Consider the following 17,446-nt stretch of genomic DNA (forward strand, 5'->3'; position numbering starts at 1 on the left):
CATGCGCAGTACACTTTCGCTGAAGGATAGGTTCACGCTTTGGCTGCCTCGGCTCGTTCTATCTCCGAGCCTAGTTGCGGTGTTTGTGGGGGTCTATCTCTTCATTGCCTGGACAGGTTGGATTTCGCTGTCTTCGTCCAAAATGGTTCCGCAATACGATTTCGTTGGCCTCGAGCAGTATGTGCGCCTGTGGGCGACCCCACGGTGGGGCACCGCTGTGGCCAATCTGTTCGTATTCACGGCGCTGTTTCTTACAATTACAATTTCGGTCGGTTTGGCTATTGCGATTCTGCTTGACCAGCGAGTCCGCGCTGAGGGCTTCCTGCGCGCTGTATACCTGTATCCAATGGCATTGTCGTTTATCGTCACCGGAACCGCCTGGAAATGGATACTGAACCCCGATTTGGGTGTTGAGAAGGTCGTCCAGGAGCTTGGTTGGAGCAGCTTCGTCTTCGACTGGATTACAAGGCCGGAATACGCCATCTATTGCGTTGTGATTGCAGCGGTATGGCAGTCGACCGGCTTTGCAATGGCAATCTTTCTGGCCGGGCTACGTGGTATCGACAATTCAATTATCAAAGCGGCACAAATCGAAGGCGCCGGTCTGCCACGTATCTATTTGAGCATCATTGTGCCGATGCTCCGTCCGGCATTTCTGAGCGTCATCGTTCTGCTCAGCTACATATCAATCAAGAGCTTCGACCTGGTTCTCGCATTGACCAATGCCGGGCCGGGAAACGCAACCGAAATGCCTTCAACGTTCATGTTTTCGGCCACGTTCCGGCGCAACCAAATGGGCGTCGGCGCCGCCAGCGCGATGATGATGCTGATGACGGTGGCCGCCATCATCGTTCCTTACCTGTATTCTGAACTGAGGGAGACCCGCAATGAGCACTGAGATCAGTTCGGCGCATCGCTCTCACCAGCTCGGGCGCATCTTCATCTACGGGTCGCTGATCGTTCTGGCCGCGTTCTATTTGATGCCGCTCTGGGTGATGATCGTGACATCGCTCAAGTCGCTGGATGAGATCTACTCAGGTTCCTTCATCGGTCTGCCTAAGTTGATTACGATTGAGGCTTGGGAAAAGGCATGGGGGCAGGCCTGTATCGGGACGGCGTGCGATGGATTGCGCCCGTATTTCGTCAATTCGCTGCTGATGGTTATCCCAGCCGTCGTTCTTTCGACGGGCATCGGCGCGATAAACGGTTACATCTTGACCAAGTGGCGCTTCCCTGGCTCCAATCTGGTGTTCGGCCTGCTGCTGTTCGGCTGCTTCCTCCCGTTCCAGGCCGTTATTCTCCCCATGGCGCAATTGCTTGGCAAACTTCGGCTCTCCGGGACAATCCCGGGACTTGTCCTCGTCCACACGGTCTATGGCATCAGCTTCACAACGCTGTTCTTTCGCAACTATTTCATCACAATTCCCGACGAGCTGACGCGTGCTGCGCAGATCGATGGGGCCGGATTCTTTCGGATATTCTTCTCGGTAATGCTGCCGGCTTCGCTTCCGATCATTGTCGTTTCCTGTATTTGGCAGTTCACGCAGATTTGGAACGATTTCCTGTTTGGGGTGTCCTTCACCGCGGGGCAATCCTCACCGATTACCGTTGCGCTCAACAACATCGTCAACGTCACTATGGGGCGCAAGCAATACAACGTCGATATGGCCGCGGCTATGATCGCCGCCATCCCAACCCTGATCGTCTACGTCGTCGCAGGGCGTTACTTCGTCCGCGGATTGACCGCTGGCGCCGTGAAAGGCTGAGACAATGTCAACTCTTGAAATCGATCGCGTCCGCAAATCCTATGCCAGCCTCGAGGTTCTGAAGGAGGTTTCGATCTCCATTGGTACTGGCGATTTCCTCGTGTTGCTCGGCCCGTCGGGATGCGGCAAATCCACTCTCCTCAATATGATAGCGGGGCTTGAGACCATCACGGGCGGTGAGATCCGCATTGCAGGCAAGGTCGTCAACAATCTCTCGCCTAAAGACCGAGATATCGCCATGGTGTTCCAATCCTACGCTCTTTACCCGACGATGACGGTTCGCCAAAACATCGAGTTCGGTATGAAGATCCGCGGCCTTCCTGCGGCAGAACGGGACAAGGCCGTCAAGATCGCCGCAGATCTGCTGCAAATGAGTCACCTTCTTGACCGCAAACCGTCCCAGCTTTCGGGTGGTCAGCGTCAGCGAGTGGCAATGGGTCGCGCGATCGTGCGCCAGCCGAAGCTGTTCCTCTTCGATGAGCCGCTTTCCAACCTTGATGCCAAGCTGCGTGTGGATATGCGTACGGAAATCAAGCGCCTGCATGCCCGTCTTGGGACGACCATCGTGTATGTCACCCACGATCAAATCGAAGCGATGACATTGGCGACGCGTGTGGCCGTCATGAAGGATGGCGTTGTGCAACATCTCGACGAGCCGCAGGCCGTATACGACCGTCCGGCCAATGTTTATGTGGCCCGATTCGTCGGGTCGCCAGCCATGAACATCATTCCTGGCGTGCTTGAGGTAAATGGTTCAACCGTAAGTGCCGTAATCAACGTCGCCAACAGGCCGGCGGCGAGTATCTCGGGGATGTCGCTATCCGGGGATGCTGCACGAAAGTACGCCGGCAAAAAGGTACTTGTGGGCATCCGCCCCGAAAACTTTTCCATCACCACCGGTAATGCTCGCCCGACGGTCTCCGTCGACATTGATGTGGTGGAACCCACCGGCCCCGATACGTTAGTCGTCTTCCAGCTTGGTGGCGTCGAGGTGACTGCCCGCCTGCCGCCAAAGCAGGCCAATGCCGGACAAGAGGCTATCCTGTCGGTGGATACGTCCAAGGTCGTCATCTTTGATGCTGACACCGAAACGCGAATCGACTGAGGCGAAGTTTATGACACAAACGGCGGACATGGTTATCATCGGCTCGGGCGTTGGCGGTGCATCCTTGGCTTACAGCCTGGCAGCCTCCGGATTGCGCATTGTCATACTCGAACGAGGCGACTACCTGAAGGATAGCCCGCAGGCGCGGGATGATATCGCCATCTTCCAGAGGGGCTTCTACAGGTCATCCGAGGAATGGCTGGGAACCGACGGTGAGAGCTTCCTGCCGGGCAATTACTATTATGTGGGGGGCAATTCAAAGTTCTTCGGTGCAGTCATGTACCGCTACCGTCACGAAGATTTCGCACCACGACCGCATGCAGACGGGATGTCGCCAGGATGGCCGATCTCTTACGAGGAATTAGCTCCCTGGTATGACGAGGCGGAAGCAATCTTCCGCGTGCGGGGTTCCGTGGGGCAAGACCCGACGGAGCCGGCTCATAGTAAGCCCTATGGACACCCGCCCGTGCCCGACGAACCCGCCATCGCGTCGGTCCGGCAAAGACTCGAAAGAGTGGGCATTCACCCTTCGTCGCTTCCCCTTTCGATCGATCTGGATGCTTGGCTGGAGCGCGCCGGCACCGGTTGGGATGCGTTTCCCAATACGGGTCTTGGCAAGATCGACGCTGAAGTTGGCCCTCTGACAAAGGCGCTTGGCCATCCAAATGTCAGCATCGTGACAGGTGCAAATGTTGCGCGCCTGGAAACAGATGCAACCGGGCGTAGGGTCACGGCGGCAGTCTACACAAAAGAAGGTATCGAGCACCGCATCTTAGCGGATCGCTTTGCGGTCGCCGCCGGGGCTGTGCAGACTGCGGCCCTGCTTTTGCGCTCACGCAACCAAGTGCATCTGACTGGGCTCGCTAACAGCTCCGACCAGCTTGGGCGCAATTTCATGAACCATAATACGACCGCAATGCTGGCCATCGACCCATTCGCGCCGAATACATGTGTCTATCAGAAGACGATAGCGTTCAATGATTTTTACAACGAAAACAACGAGTACGGTTTTCCGCTCGGTAACGTGCAGTTGCTGGGGCATATCACCGGCAACATCTTGAAGGCGAATTTTCCGGTTCCCGTCCCCGCATGGTTCGCCAAAGTCGTCGCCCGCTACGCCTATGGGTGGTTCCTTACCAGCGAAGATCTTCCAAACCCAGAGAGCCGGGTCACCGTTCACGATGACCGAATTGTCATGCATTGGGTTCGATCGAACATGCGCGCTCATGAGGCACTCATCGCAAAGACCCGCGCCGTTATGCGCAAGGCTGGGTTCCCGATTGTCCTGACCCATACGTTCGGCCGCAAGACAACATCTCACCAATGCGGCACGGCCCGCATGGGAAATGATCCCAAAACGGCAGTCGTCGACACGGATTGTCGCAGCCACGACGTCGAAAACCTTTTCATCACAGACGCTTCGGTGCTGCCGACGTCAGCTGCGGTTAATCCAGCCCTGACCATCGCTGCGCTCGCGATCAAGGCTGGCGCCGCCATTTCAAGGCAGGGATAATGGCATTTCGTGATTACGGATCGGCACGCCTCGGAATTCGTCCGCCTCGGACTGACGAGCTCGCTACGTACGACTATATTATTGTTGGCGGCGGCTCTACCGGCTGCGTGGTAGCCTCCCGTTTATCGGAAGATCCGAACGTGAACGTGCTGCTCTTGGAGGAGGGGCCGCGCGATCTCAATCCCTATATCCATATCCCCGGTGCGTACTACAAGACGGCCCAAGGTCCGCTGCTCAAACGCATTCCGTGGGAGCCAATTACGGAGCAGGGATCGGTCGACACGCCCACTATGGTGCAGGCAAGAGTGCTCGGCGGAGGTAGTTCGGTCAATGCGATGATCTATATAAGAGGTGTTCCTTCTGACTACGAACAGTGGGTCACCATGGGTGCAGCCGGCTGGAGCTATGCCGACGTACTGCCTTACTTCAAACGTGCCGAGGACAACAACCGGTTCTGCAACGAGGTCCATAGCGTTGGAGGCCCGCTTGGCGTGTCCGACATTGATAGCATTCATCCTTTGACGCGAGCTTGGCTACAGGCCTGTCAACAGTCAGGTCTTCCGTACAATCCCGATTTCAATTCCGGCGATCCGACTGGCTGCGGCCTCTACCAGATCACCGCTCGCAATGGCCGCCGAAGTTCGGCGGCTGTAGCCTATCTCAAGCCAGCCCGTAAGCGACAAAATCTGCACATCGAGACTGGCTGCGCCGTGACGCGTGTGATCGTCGAGCGGGGAAGGGCGGTTGGCGTGGAGTGTAACAAGCATAACCGCACGGTCACGTTCAAGGCACGACAAGAAATAGTAATATCGGCGGGCGCGATCGCCACCCCCAAGCTGTTGATGCTATCGGGGATTGGCCCCGCTGATCAAATCTCGCGCCACGGGTTGATCGTTCATGCCGATCTGCCGGGGGTCGGACAGAACCTACAGGATCATATCGAGATTTCACTGGTCTACCAGCTCAACGGCCCCCACAGCTATGACAAATATAAAAAGTTGCATTGGAAAGCTTTAGCGGGGCTGAACTACGCCCTCTTTCGCAACGGCCCAGCTTCCTCCAACCTCATCGAAGGTGGTGCTTTCTGGTGGGGCAACAAAAAAGAAGCAGTGCCGGACATACAGTATTTCATGGTCGTCGGCGCGGGAATCGAAGAAGGTGTAGAGGCTGTTCCCGGAGGCAATGGCTGTACCGTTAATCTTGGACAGATCAGGCCACGCTCCAGGGGGGAAGTTACGCTTGCAAGCCCCGATCCAACAGTTAACCCCCGCGTGGCTCCGCGGTATTTCTCGGATCCATACGATCTTGAAGCCATCACTGATGGAACCATGACTGCAATGGATATCATGGCTCAACCGGCAATTGCGAAGTATGTGGCTACAAGACACACTCCGTCGCTGGGTCTCACAGCACGTCAGGACATCAGAACGTTTTGTCAGCAGAATGCGCATGCGGCTCTGCATCCTTCGGGAACATGTCGCATGGGCGTCGACCGGATGGCAGTCGTGGATCCCGAGCTGCGAGTTCGAGGGATCGAGGGGCTGCGCGTAGCTGACGCTTCGATCATGCCGACATTGATTTCCGGCAACCCAAACGCAGTCTGCATCATGATTGGCGAGCGGGCAGCAGATTTCTTGCGTGCCTAACGCGCAACCTTAGTGTTCACATTCGAGTCTCCGCGGCTGTCGCCTGCGAAGCCGCACTAGCGGCATCGAGGTACAAGAAACAAGCAAAAATACGCAAAGAGTATTGCATGTCTATGCATGATCATGCATAAAAGCGCAATACTGAAAAGAGGCAAAGAATGATTCCAAATGCTGTGGTCTTCGATATTGGCGGTGTGTTGATTGACTGGAACCCTGCCTATTTGTACCGGCAGCTGCTTCCTGACGAGGCATCCGTTTCGGAGTTTCTCGCAAACATCTGCACGCCTTCTTGGAACGAGCAGTTTGACGCTGGAATGCCATTTGCCGATGGGACAGCCGACCTCGTAAGTCGCTATCCCGAGAAATCCGATTTGATCGAGGCCTATTGGCACCGGTGGCACGACATGTTGGGAGGAGAAGTCCCGGGAGTGCCCCAAATTCTCGAGCGATTGAAGTTGGCAGGCATCCCGATTCATGCCATCTCGAATTGGTCGGCTGAGACTTTCCCCAGAGCACGTGCAATCTTTCCGTTCCTTGACGCATTCGACGTATTGGTCGTCTCCGGACAGGAGCGGATGCTGAAGCCGGACGCAGCAATCTTCAAATTGTTCCTGGAGCGTGCGGGTGTTTGCGCAGAGGAATGTCTGTTTATCGACGATAACCCAGCAAACATTGCGGCTGCGACAGCGCTCGGATTTCAGACCGAACATTTCCAGACGGCTGCCAAGCTCGAGCGGCGGCTGGTGGGCATGGGAATCCTTCCCCAAGTTCAGGAGATCGAAAGTTGAGCACGGACAATGCGGCTCTCTCGCTACTTTCGCCAGAAGAACGCCAAGGTATCATCATCAAGAAGGTGAATGCGGCAGGGCGGGTGATTGCGTCTGCCTTGGCCCAGGAATTCGAGGTCTCCGAGGATTCCATCCGACGAGATTTACGAGAACTTTCTGACGCCGGGCTCGTTCAACGTTTCCATGGAGGAGCATCGCGCATCGTCGCCCCCGCCCTTGATTTTCACAGGCGCGAAACGCTTGGAGCCGGCGAAAAGCACCTCATTGGCAAAGCGGCAGCAGCAACCATACCCGAAGGAGCGACGCTTCTGGTCGACTCAAGCACGACAGTGTTGCATTTCGTCCGAAATCTACCCGCAACTCTTTCCGTGCGCATCATCACAACAGCCGTCGATGTAGCAGCTGCTGCACTCGATCATCCGCTTGCCGAGGTCATCCTGCTCGGTGGTCGCCTTAGTAAATTGACACGTAGTGCTAGCGGCGCCGGTGCAATCGAAGCCATCCACTCGTTAAGGGTTGACTACTGCATCCTCGGAACATGCGGTATCGACAACGACTTGATGCTTCGCGCCGACGATTTCGATGACGCTTTCCTGAAAACGATCATGATTAAGGCGGCGAACAACATCTTGTTGCTTGTACCATCCGAGAAGCTCGGGCGAGCTGCAATTTATCAAGTGGCACCAGTCTCCGTCGTCTCAACGCTTTTCACCGGAAGTCGAGAGAGTTCCATCCTGACACGAATCCAGGAGCTTGGCGTGGGTGTCGAGGTGGTTTCACATGGAGAAGGAGTATGACCTATTCGCTGGACCAGAACGCAAGAGCAGTACTTCTGCCCGCTTTCGACAATCTCATTTTTGCAGAAGTGATGAATCCGTTTCTGGATATGGGCGGCCATTCCATTTTGATAGGCGAAACGCGAGCAGAATACACAGCACGGTCAATGTCGAAGGAGAGGCTTGCCACTGAAACGCCGAGCATGTTCCGCACTAGCGTCGAAAAACTCAGGGTACGGTGCCCGGAGCTCATTGTTGCCGTGGATCAGGAAATGGGCGGCATCCAGAGGCTGCAGGGGCTGGCCCCAGCGCTCCCGGAGTTGGTTGATACGAGGTCGATGACTGACGATGAGCTCGCGGAACATTGCTTCGGAACGGCCAAGGCTGCCCGCGAACTTGGCGTGTCAATGTTCCTCGCGCCAATCGCCGATATTGTAGACGGTCAAAATCCATGGCTAGACAACCGAACCATGGGGACAGATCCGCAAAATGTGGCGAGGCTGGTCGGAGCATTTGTCAAAGGCGTGCAGAGGGCCGGGATCTCAGCTGCAACAAAACACTTCCCCGGATTCAACAATTTGAATGCTGACCCAGCACTCGTTGATGTGTCCCTGCACACCGACCGAGACCACATCATCCGTAACGCCTTGCCGTTCACGGCCGCGATCAAGGCTGGAACCAAAGCAATCATGACTGGACCAGCACCAGTTGCCGCGCTTGATGCCAACAATGCCGCCAGCACCTCGGCTGCTGTGATTGCTCTCTTGCGGGAGCAGTTTGGATTCACAGGTTTGATCGTGAGTGACGATCTGGACGCTCCCGCGACGATGCGGGGCAAATCGCTGCTGGACACTGCGGTCTCCGCGATCAATGCTGGGGCGGACCTCTTGTTAGTAGCTGGTGGCCCTCATCTCAACTCCTTGTCTGAAGGCATCGTAGCCGCAGTGCGCACAGGCAAGATTTCCGCTGACCGCCTGTCGGATGCGGCAACTCGCGTGAGAAAGAATGCTGGGGGTCACCAATTTCAGTCGGATGCTTGATCTCAGCTGCCCTTCTTGCGTTGTTTGCCGATGGCGCCGAAGTTAGAACACGGACCTGCCCCAAATCAGGCGGAGTGAAGACGACCGCTTTGCGTCTCCAAACCGGACATACAGGCAAATTTTTGCTGTGTCCGGAAGTAGACGTCGCCACTGACATGCCGGAGGTCGTGGTTGCGCCAGAAGCGTCATTCGTTAAGAACCTTGAAAACGCAGGAGTTAGCTATAGTGGGCTGGTTTGCGTTATGCCATGATAGTCGTAGATTGAATTGAGCAATCATGCGTTGAGCTGGTAACCGCATTCGGGTCAGTCAGGAACTGCATGCTACGCCGTGCAGCAGCGTTCCGCCTTGTAAGCGTTCAAGGCCGCTGGGAATTCAACCGGCTGTGAACGATCACCTTTCAGTTGTTTCTAATTGTATCTATTCGTTTAAATGGGCAGAAATGTGTCGCATGCTAAGCATTCGCACATCAAATGCGCGGAGTTCTTGGATATGTACAATAAAAACGAAGTATTAACTATCAAAACAAGTAAAGTAAAAATTAAAAAAACAGCGTATTCGCTGCTCTCTGTCAAAGGCATGCCGACGATTGCTTTTGTGATGGCCGCTTCATTGTGTACTATGTTGCCTGCAAATGCTGGCGAAGTGCGGTCGAATTCGATGAAGCTGGGTTACTCTGGCTCAGCGAAAACATACGTCATAACGAGAAAAAACATCAAGACCCGCAACGTCGTGACTGTTGCAAAATCGGCCTATCTCGGGCAGGCCCCTTTTATTTGCACGCCAAGCGGATTTGGACGTACTTCGACCTGCTTTGCCAGGTGACAGTTGTGGAAGCGGCCGGGCAAAGAACCTGGCCTTTCTTCACAGCTGTCAAACCTTCTGCCTAGCTGCCGCGCGATATTTTGGACTTCATCCGATTCATTCGGGTTGTAACATAATCACCTGGCCGTATCTTGCGATATTCGTCATCAGCTCGAGCCGGCGTGGTCTTGAACTGGTACCAATCCCCATCAGGCTCGCGTTTCTGGAACACAGCATTCCCCTTCTTGCGATGGCTGAAACAGGTCAGCGCCGGAGCACTACCCCCCTTCGCGTGCCATACCGCCCTGAAGCACAGTTTGCCCGGATCTGTGATGAACCAGCGCCCCACACCGTATGATCCTCCGCCGTCAGCAGTCCAGGATATAAACTCGCGCTGCCTGTTCGCGAAATATCCCGCGCCATCCTTCCAGATCCAGGATCGATTGCTGTAGAGATTGAACAGTTCCTGGCTGGATAGCGGTTCAGACATCGCCGGCGGTTTCGAGGGCTTGCTTTGTGCAGCACTGGAAGCTTGGGCAAATGTGCCCACTATACCAACGATGCACAGCAACGATATCGCTCGGAACATGGTCATTTTTACCTCCTGAAGGGGCATCCTGGTTAATTCGTCGCTTCTCTCACAACTCGCCAATCGGGAAGGCCGTAGGGGCGAGGCCAAGGATAAACTTCCTTGTCGTTGAAATACACGACGGCTGTCAGATCCGGAAACTCCGGAGACCGTTTGGCGGCGTCTTCAGCCCAGCTGCGAACGTAGTCGGAGTCACCTTCGTAGCCAAGTTCTGCAACAACGATAGGTTTGCCCAAGGCTTTGACCAAGCGGTACTTGGACGAGAGCGCCTCAGCGAATGTCTGATCTTTGCCAAGATGATCCCGGTCATATTGTTGCAGGCCGAATACGGAAAGGCCAACCACATCAACGAATTCATCGCCTGGATAGAATGCTGAGAGGGTTGGTTCTCCCTTGGGTGACCACATGTACTTCGCCGTTTTATTATGCTCGCGGCAAACCGTTACCATCCGTTGGTAAGCGGTGACATAGTCGGCTGGAGACCAATGGGCCCAGGTAAACTGGTTGTCGGTTTCGTCCATCTCCTGCGCCCAGCGAATAGTTACGTCGCTCTTGAGTGTTGCTGCTGTCGAGCATACCGCTGCCATGTTGGCATCGTACCTGCCCGCCAGAATGCCGCTGATCAGCGCCTCAGGGGAAGATCGCCAGTCCGCTGCCCATGACCAGGGCTCCACAGTGATGAATAGTTTTCGTCCGCGTTTTTGGGCATATTCATCGGCTAGCGATAGCGTCGACAGATCAACATCTTCCCAGGGCAGGAACAGATGTTCGATCTTTGAATTGGGATCGTCAGTGAAGTCACCATGCGGATCATATGCTCCAAACGTGAGGGAGTCAGGACCGATGATTGGCCGTTTATCACCAAGGTTGCCCGTAGCAACAGGTTTTGCACCAGTTGGGATGCCGCGTGGAATGCTTGCCGCCAGCACGCTACCTGTCAGAACCAGGGTCGCAATTGAGACCACAATTGCAGTACGAGTCTTCTTGTTTTTCATTGAGTTTTCCTCCTGCCAGGGGTCGCATTGCCCGCTAGTCGATTCTGATCCTCAAGATCAGATTTCATGGTCGCCAGATCTGGAGAGACCAGATTCTCTGCGACAAGCTTCTTGAATTCATCACTCTCTGTCGGCGCGGCGTGCTTGAAAATGTACCAGTCGCCCGATGGCTCTTTCTTCTGATAGATCGTTCCGCCATTACGCTTGTGGCTAAAACACGTTTTGTTGGCGAAAACGCCAGACTTCATGTGCCACCCTGCAATGAGGCACATTTGGCCATCGTCCGTTACGGCCCATCGTCCTTGCGCCCAGGTGGTCGCATTTCCGGAGCCTGTCCGGGCAGTGAAACGTCTCCCCTGATCATCGAAGCGTCCGGCTCCATCCGGCCACACCCACGTCTTGTCGCGGTAAAGCAGGTAAAGCTCCAGGGCATTCATTGCCCGGGCATCGGCCGACGGGACGTTTGTTTCGCCGGCGAAGCAAGGACCTGCGAGTGTTGCCGAGAGACAGGCCGCAATTACCAGCGACACGCTACGGCAGGAACCGGACCAACGCGTTCCCACTTTGGCGGCTTGCTGTAAACTTAAAGAACTCGTTCTTCTGTTTGTCATCATCTTGTTCCGCTCTTACGAACACCTTCCAGGAAGGCATTGTTGTCTGATTCGGGAAGCCAGCGTGGCTTGAAGGTCAGCTTGCGCAATTCTCCACCTTTGAGACCTGCGCCAGCCACCGCATACGTGGTTTCATAAAGCCGCAATCGCCCGCCACCCCAAGTGAGGGAATCCAGTCCGTCCTTTCCGCGCTCAACAGTCGCGATTCCTGGCAGGACGATGAGGGAGAGGAGGGCGGCCGCCATTGCTGGACGATATGTTCTGCTCTTGAACCTGACCACATTCTCTCGAGCGTGCTGGATGACGATTGTCAGCAAGAGCACGGTATAGATCACGGCATTGACGATTGCGAAAATGTAAAAACCCCTTGTTTCGCCGGCATCCGTTACAAACAGCACAGGCAATACTGAAACAATTGACAGAAATGCGTAGGGCATCAGAACTCGCGCAGGCAGTGGATCCACCTCAGACGTGCCCTTGGGTGTGATGCGAAAATCCACAAAAGACCCAGTCATCCAGTCGCGAACTGCAGCGACGGTTCCAGCCAAGGCCCAAGGCCAGCGAGCAAAGAGGAAAAACATCGCCTCCCAGCTCAAGACCTTTGAATCAAAGGGACGGAACGAGCCGGTTGCGCGCCAGCGATAGACCAGCACTATCAACGTGATGTAGAGCGGCATGAAGTGCGCAAGAAAAGCCGGATAGGTTACTGCGACGAACGTCTGTTTTGTCACAAGCGCCAGGATGGGCATGGCGAACATCATCGCCATGAACAGCGCAAACAGTGGGTACCACAGCTGCGCAAACACAAATGAAAACTTTAGTTTCAACGGCAGGCGCGGCACGTACGTTGGCGAATATTGCAACAGCAACATGACGAGGCTGCGCGACCACTGGAACTCCTGCGTGACGAGATCGGCGAATGTTGCCGGGCCGTCGCCATGTGCGATCGCATCAAGCGCATGAACGCCACGCCAGCCATGCGCATTCATCATCAGGGTAGTTGAGTGGTCTTCGGCCAGCTCCGGCCCGAGCCCACCTATTTGGCGCAAGGCGACGGTACGTACGGCATAGTGTGATCCGATGCAGAGTGGTGCCAGTCCACCAGTATAGCCGGCCTGGAGCGAACCGTGCATGTTCGCTTCCGCGTAAAGGCGCCCGCGTGCAGACCAGCTTTCTGATGCGTTCTTATCGCAAATGCTTGGTGCAGATACGTATCCGACATCTTCATCGGCAAACGGGCGCAACATTTCGACGAGATAGCCTTGCTCTGGAACATGATCAGCATCGAGCTGCACGACGAAGTCATAGCGCTCATAGCCGAAATGATCATAGAAAAACGCAAGGTTGCCTTCCTTGCAGCGCGTGCGGCGCGGCCAGGTGGCCAAATGATAGTCCGGTCTGTTCTTTCGCGTTGAGACAAGAACGCCGTTCTCTTTGCACCAATTCAACGTCTCCAGGCTTGGATCTTCATCCGCAAGCCATGTGTCGTGTGGATAGTCCTGGGCAAGCATGGCTTCCAGTGTTTCCGCGACGATTGAAAATGGTTCAGACGGCGCCTTGGTCACCACCATGGCCACTCTGCTGCCATCTGGCAGTCGAAGCGGTCCGTTGGGTTTGCGGGCACGGTAGAATATTGTCATGAAATAGGCGGGCAGAAGGGTTACCCATGCCAGCGTCGCTGTGACCAGAGCGAAACTCCAGGAACCGATAATATGCTCTGGCTTCAGCCACCAGGCCCAGAAATAAAAGAGCATGGCCAGCCAGATTGCCGTACATGCGAGATATTCAATCTTGCCATATCCCTTGAGGACCGGAACGAGGGTTGGTTCGGTCACACCTGCCGTAATTTTGGGCGTTGTGCTGGTCATGCCCGCGACTCCAGGCCAAAGAAGGGAGCCGCGGTCCGCACAATCGTATCGATGTCCGAATATTCGGGAGCAAAGCCAAGCGCCCGGCGTGCAAATGCTGGATCGGCATAAAGCGCAGGGGGGTCACCAGCTCGCCTTGGATGCATTTCAACCGGGACTTCACACTTGGTAACACGGCTGATTGCCTTCAGTATCTCGCCAACTGACAGGCCGCGGCCAGTTCCAAGGTTGACCGAAAGGTTTTGACCGCCACTGATGAGGTGATCGAGCGCCAGAACATGCGCCTTGGCCAGATCGGTCACGTGGATATAATCACGAACACACGTTCCGTCTTCGGTGTCATAGTCGTCGCCGAAGACTGCAAGATGCGAGATCGCCCCCGCTGCCGCGAGCAACGCTCTCGGGATAAGATGTGTTTCAGGGTTGTGCCACTCGCCCAGTTCTCCGTCAGGATCCGCCCCACACGCGTTAAAGTACCGCAGGGCCACATACTTCAAATCATAGGCAGCCGCATAGTCCTCCAAAATCTGCTCGGCTATGAGTTTCGTCCTGCCGTAGGGATTGATTGGCTGCTGCGGGGTCGTTTCGGTAATGGGAAGCGACCGCGGTGCTCCATAGGTTGCGCAACTTGAGGAAAAGATGATCTTGTCGATTTGCGCATGGCGGCAGGCATCCAGGAGAGAAAGTGTCCCTGCGACATTGTTCCGGTAGTATTTTGAGGGGTCCTCGACGGACTCTCCGACATAAGCAGACGCGGCAAAATGCACGACTGCATCGGGCTTGTACTGCATGAGGGTCCTCGTCAGACTGCTCGTATCGAGGATGTCACCATGCACGAACGGGCCCCAGCGTACCGAGGAGAGATGGCCTGTAACCAGATTGTCAAAGACAATCGGTTCGATGCCGCATGAGTGGAGTTGTTTGGCGGTGTGACTGCCAATGTAACCGGCGCCGCCCGCTACCAGAACCCTGGGCTGAGCCATTATGCAGTCTCCGCCAGTTCAACTGCTTCCTCGGCAAGGAGGCGATCAAAATAGACGATTGTTTTTTCCAGACCGACCAGGAGTGGCACCTTCGGCTGCCATCCGAGTTCTCGCTGCGCAAGGGATATATCGGGACGGCGCTGGCGAGGATCATCGGTTGGCAATGGTTTGCAGATGGTGGTCGAACGGGAACCGGTCAGTTTGATCACCTGTTCGGCGAGCTCCAAAATCGTGAACTCACCTGGATTCCCAAGATTGACAGGCCCGGTGAATGAAGGGTCGGTTGCCATCAACTGCTGAAAGCCGTCGATGAGATCATTGACGAAACAGAACGAGCGTGTCTGTGAACCATCGCCATAGATGGTTATGTCCTGACCCTTCAGTGCCTGCACAACGAAGTTTGACACGACACGGCCATCGTCTGGGCGCATGTTGGGACCATAGGTATTGAATATTCGGGCGATTTTGATCTCAACATGGTGCTGCTTGTGAAAATCGAAGAACAGTGTTTCAGCACTGCGCTTGCCTTCGTCGTAGCAGGACCGGGGTCCGAACGAGTTCACGTTGCCCCAGTAACCCTCGACCTGAGGGTGAACCAGTGGATCGCCGTATACTTCTGATGTGGATGCCTGGAAAATGCGAGCACCAGTCCGTGCTGCAAGTTCCAGCAAATTGAGCGCTCCAAGAACGCACGTTTTCATCGTGTGTACGGGATCGGCCTGATAATGAGGAGGTGATGCGGGGCACGCAAGGTTGTAAATTTCATCAACTTCAACGTCGATTGGATCGACAACATCATGCTTAATGACGCTGAACCGTTCGAAATTGCGCAGATGGCGTATGTTGCGTTCAAGCCCTGTAGAGAAGTTGTCCAGGCAGATTACAGTGTGTCCTGCCTTAAGGAGGCGTTCGCAAAGATGTGATCCGAGGAAGCCGGCACCGCCAGTCACAAGAATATGTTGAGACTTTTGCTTTGAGTGGACGACACGTACATCACCAAAGAGGGAATTAATATTATGCCGACTGGGATTAGGACGCATTTTCTTCATCATTCGAGCCCCAAAATTTGCCGATTCTTTTCTGATTAAGGACCTAATCAGTTCAAAGTGCTTTTATATCGGCGTTGTTCTTGTAGCTTTCGTATAATTGGGCCTCTGCCGACTGTCGTTAGACGCGCATCCTGATACTTGCCGCAGCGTCCATTTCTGCAGACGAAGGGTTATATCGCTCGTGATCCGAAGCGATTACACCGCTCTGGACGCTCCTTGTTCGATAGAATGTTGGTCAGATATTGCCTTAATGTCCGAGGGACTTGAGCCACTCACCAAATGAGTTTGCACTTTGCCCAAGTTCCACGAGCGGAACTGCGTGGGCGAAATAAGGCGGCACCACGACATTTCTGGCTTCGCGCGGGCTATAGCCAAATTCCTTGCTGAACGCTCGGCTGAAATGGGCGGCAGATGTGTATCCAACAGCGGCGGCGATCTCGACAATTTGCTGCCGATTGGCCGAATTACTTAAGGCGGCGTGAGCTGCCAGTAGACGTCGCTTTTGAATATAATGAAGAACACCTCCGCTCGGCTCGAACAACTGATAGAGCCGGGTGCGCGATATGCCGAGCTCTCGACTAAGCCTATCCGGCGTCAGGTCAGGTGAGCTCAAGTTTCTCTGTATGAAACGACGGACGCGTTCCATCAACGCAAAGTTCCCCTGTGACTCCGTACTGGCGTGCTGTTCGGCAGTCGATGCCAGCCAGGTAACGATCATATCACGTGTCGTCTGTACGACTCGGGGAAGGTCCGGTACTGCCAGGCTGGCTAGTTTTGCCTCCAGACTGTCCATGTATTCGATCAGCAGGTTGGTGTAGGTCCCGGACAATGCCGCATTGACTACATTTGCGTCTGAAAACAACTCGCGTGGAAGATAAAATGAGAGGCTTTCTGCCGCCGTTGCTCGGCCAGTAAAAGGCTGACCAAGGGACGTAAGTTCTACGCTTCCGGGCTTGCCCTGAAAGACCTGCCCCTCAACTTCGGTCCATGTCTTGCCGCTGCGTAACAGCGTTAAGTGCCAGTGATCAATCGAATTTGACCGGAGTTTAGCCGCTGATCGCGCGAAGCTGTGAGGGGGGGCGCTCTGTTGAACGACGAGCATGCTACCAAGATTCCAGGCTGTGTGCGCGGCCGGAAATCCAGATTCCTCAGACACACCATCAGGCAATCTGATATCGACCAGGGGTGACAAGTAGGCCTGCCAAGCTGCAAATTGATCCTTGGCGTCAATATTTCGGGTTGAAAAGGTTAGTGGTTCAAGCGCCGGTGGCGGAATAGCTGCTTCTGCAGTAGTCGTTGGTTGGCGTGGCCAGCGACGGCGCTCAACCGCCGGATCGGAACTGGCTCTGGTTTCCGCGCCCTCGTGTGCTTCAATCGAGTTTAGCGGCTGCTGTCCCTTTTGCGGAGAATCAGGCACCTTGCCCTCCCGAAAGCCGAACGCCTTCCCGGATTTCTACTACCAAATCGCGATCAACGCACTTTAAAGTTAATGTGGAGTTAACAGGGACGTCGGAAGGGCAGGGACATCGGAGCCACACCTAATAGGTCATCTCGATGGTCACAGTTACGGAATCGATCAGGACCCACAATCCGAGCATGCGCCCCGAGAGATTCTATTACTTTATCGAAGGCACGCAGCATAGCGACGCATTGCCAAAATGAGCGCTTTGTTCATGTCCCATGAATTCGCCGTTGCCCCAAGAAAATCGTCGGAATTCGATGGGAGCCAGTTGCAACATGAAAGCGGAGAAGCGGTTGTGCCAACTCTTGGATAACATGTTGATTCTTGTTTGGAAAAGTTTGGCTGGGGAACCTGGATTCGAACTAGGACTAACGGAGTCAGAGTGTTTGAAAAAAAGTTGTTCTAATTGTGCTTTTTGACGTCATGTTGCGCTTATGCCAGCACGAAGAGCG

At 54.9% G+C, this 17,446-nt stretch carries 16 protein-coding genes; 9 read left to right on the forward strand and 7 right to left on the reverse strand.

Translation table 11 applies throughout. The annotated features are described in order from the left end of the window. Position 1: 1 nt before the first annotated feature. The 9 genes from K9U38_RS03280 to K9U38_RS03320 all read left to right on the forward strand — a co-directional run bounded on the left by K9U38_RS03280 (position 2) and on the right by K9U38_RS03320 (position 9,458). Positions 2-898 (forward strand): carbohydrate ABC transporter permease, encoded by an 897-nt coding sequence (locus K9U38_RS03280; RefSeq protein ID WP_224492926.1) that lies wholly within the window; start codon positions 2-4, stop codon positions 896-898. Next, a complete protein-coding gene (locus K9U38_RS03285) occupies positions 888-1,766 on the forward strand; it encodes a carbohydrate ABC transporter permease (protein WP_224492927.1) in 879 nt (292 codons plus the stop codon). Before K9U38_RS03280 ends, K9U38_RS03285 begins: the two co-directional genes overlap by 11 nt. A gap of 4 nt (positions 1,767-1,770) precedes the next feature. Beyond that, positions 1,771-2,871 carry an ABC transporter ATP-binding protein gene (locus K9U38_RS03290; RefSeq protein WP_224492928.1) on the forward strand — a complete coding sequence of 367 codons (1,101 nt, stop codon included), beginning with the start codon at positions 1,771-1,773 and terminating at the stop codon, positions 2,869-2,871. Between the two features lie 10 nt (positions 2,872-2,881). Next, positions 2,882-4,384, forward strand: coding sequence for a GMC oxidoreductase (locus K9U38_RS03295; protein WP_224492929.1), 1,503 nt, complete (start codon positions 2,882-2,884; stop codon positions 4,382-4,384). Then, a complete protein-coding gene (locus K9U38_RS03300) occupies positions 4,384-6,030 on the forward strand; it encodes a GMC family oxidoreductase (RefSeq protein ID WP_224492930.1) in 1,647 nt (548 codons plus the stop codon). The genes K9U38_RS03295 and K9U38_RS03300 overlap by 1 nt, the downstream gene beginning before the upstream one ends. Positions 6,031-6,188: 158 nt before the next feature. Beyond that, positions 6,189-6,818, forward strand: coding sequence for an HAD family hydrolase (locus K9U38_RS03305; protein WP_224492931.1), 630 nt, complete (start codon positions 6,189-6,191; stop codon positions 6,816-6,818). After that, on the forward strand, positions 6,815-7,615 hold the full coding sequence (locus K9U38_RS03310; protein ID WP_224492932.1) for a DeoR/GlpR family DNA-binding transcription regulator: 801 nt from the start codon (positions 6,815-6,817) through the stop codon (positions 7,613-7,615). Before K9U38_RS03305 ends, K9U38_RS03310 begins: the two co-directional genes overlap by 4 nt. Next, the gene (locus tag K9U38_RS03315) at positions 7,612-8,634 is read left to right on the forward strand and encodes a glycoside hydrolase family 3 N-terminal domain-containing protein (protein WP_224492933.1); all 1,023 of its coding nucleotides are present in this window, start codon (positions 7,612-7,614) and stop codon (positions 8,632-8,634) included. Before K9U38_RS03310 ends, K9U38_RS03315 begins: the two co-directional genes overlap by 4 nt. Before the next feature lie 491 nt (positions 8,635-9,125). Beyond that, positions 9,126-9,458, forward strand: a complete 333-nt coding sequence (locus K9U38_RS03320) for a hypothetical protein (protein WP_224492934.1) — start codon at positions 9,126-9,128, stop codon at positions 9,456-9,458. 61 nt (positions 9,459-9,519) lie between these two features. Here K9U38_RS03320 and K9U38_RS03325 read toward each other — a convergent pair whose 3' ends face one another. From K9U38_RS03325 to K9U38_RS03355, 7 genes are all read right to left on the reverse strand, one after another. Further along, positions 9,520-10,032, reverse strand: a complete 513-nt coding sequence (locus K9U38_RS03325) for a DUF995 domain-containing protein (RefSeq protein ID WP_224492935.1) — start codon at positions 10,030-10,032, stop codon at positions 9,520-9,522. A 26-nt stretch (positions 10,033-10,058) separates the two neighbouring features. Next, positions 10,059-11,021, reverse strand: coding sequence for a glycoside hydrolase family 26 protein (locus tag K9U38_RS03330; RefSeq protein ID WP_224492936.1), 963 nt, complete (start codon positions 11,019-11,021; stop codon positions 10,059-10,061). Next, entirely contained in the window at positions 11,018-11,584 is a 567-nt protein-coding gene (locus K9U38_RS03335; RefSeq protein ID WP_224492937.1) for a DUF995 domain-containing protein, read from the reverse strand. Before K9U38_RS03335 ends, K9U38_RS03330 begins: the two co-directional genes overlap by 4 nt. A 47-nt stretch (positions 11,585-11,631) precedes the next feature. Beyond that, complete coding sequence (locus K9U38_RS03340) at positions 11,632-13,500, reverse strand: glycosyltransferase (RefSeq protein WP_224492938.1); 1,869 nt, start codon at positions 13,498-13,500, stop codon at positions 11,632-11,634. After that, positions 13,497-14,483, reverse strand: coding sequence for a UDP-glucose 4-epimerase GalE (galE, locus tag K9U38_RS03345; protein WP_224492939.1), 987 nt, complete (start codon positions 14,481-14,483; stop codon positions 13,497-13,499). The genes K9U38_RS03340 and galE overlap by 4 nt, the downstream gene beginning before the upstream one ends. After that, entirely contained in the window at positions 14,483-15,496 is a 1,014-nt protein-coding gene (locus K9U38_RS03350; protein ID WP_370631817.1) for a UDP-glucuronic acid decarboxylase family protein, read from the reverse strand. Before K9U38_RS03350 ends, galE begins: the two co-directional genes overlap by 1 nt. 283 nt (positions 15,497-15,779) lie before the next feature. Next, positions 15,780-16,949 carry a helix-turn-helix domain-containing protein gene (locus tag K9U38_RS03355; RefSeq protein ID WP_370631814.1) on the reverse strand — a complete coding sequence of 390 codons (1,170 nt, stop codon included), beginning with the start codon at positions 16,947-16,949 and terminating at the stop codon, positions 15,780-15,782. Between the last annotated feature and the right edge of the window lie 497 nt (positions 16,950-17,446).

Origin of the sequence: Phyllobacterium lublinensis (assembly GCF_020164435.1) — a bacterium.
GTDB lineage: Bacteria > Pseudomonadota > Alphaproteobacteria > Rhizobiales > Rhizobiaceae > Phyllobacterium > Phyllobacterium lublinensis.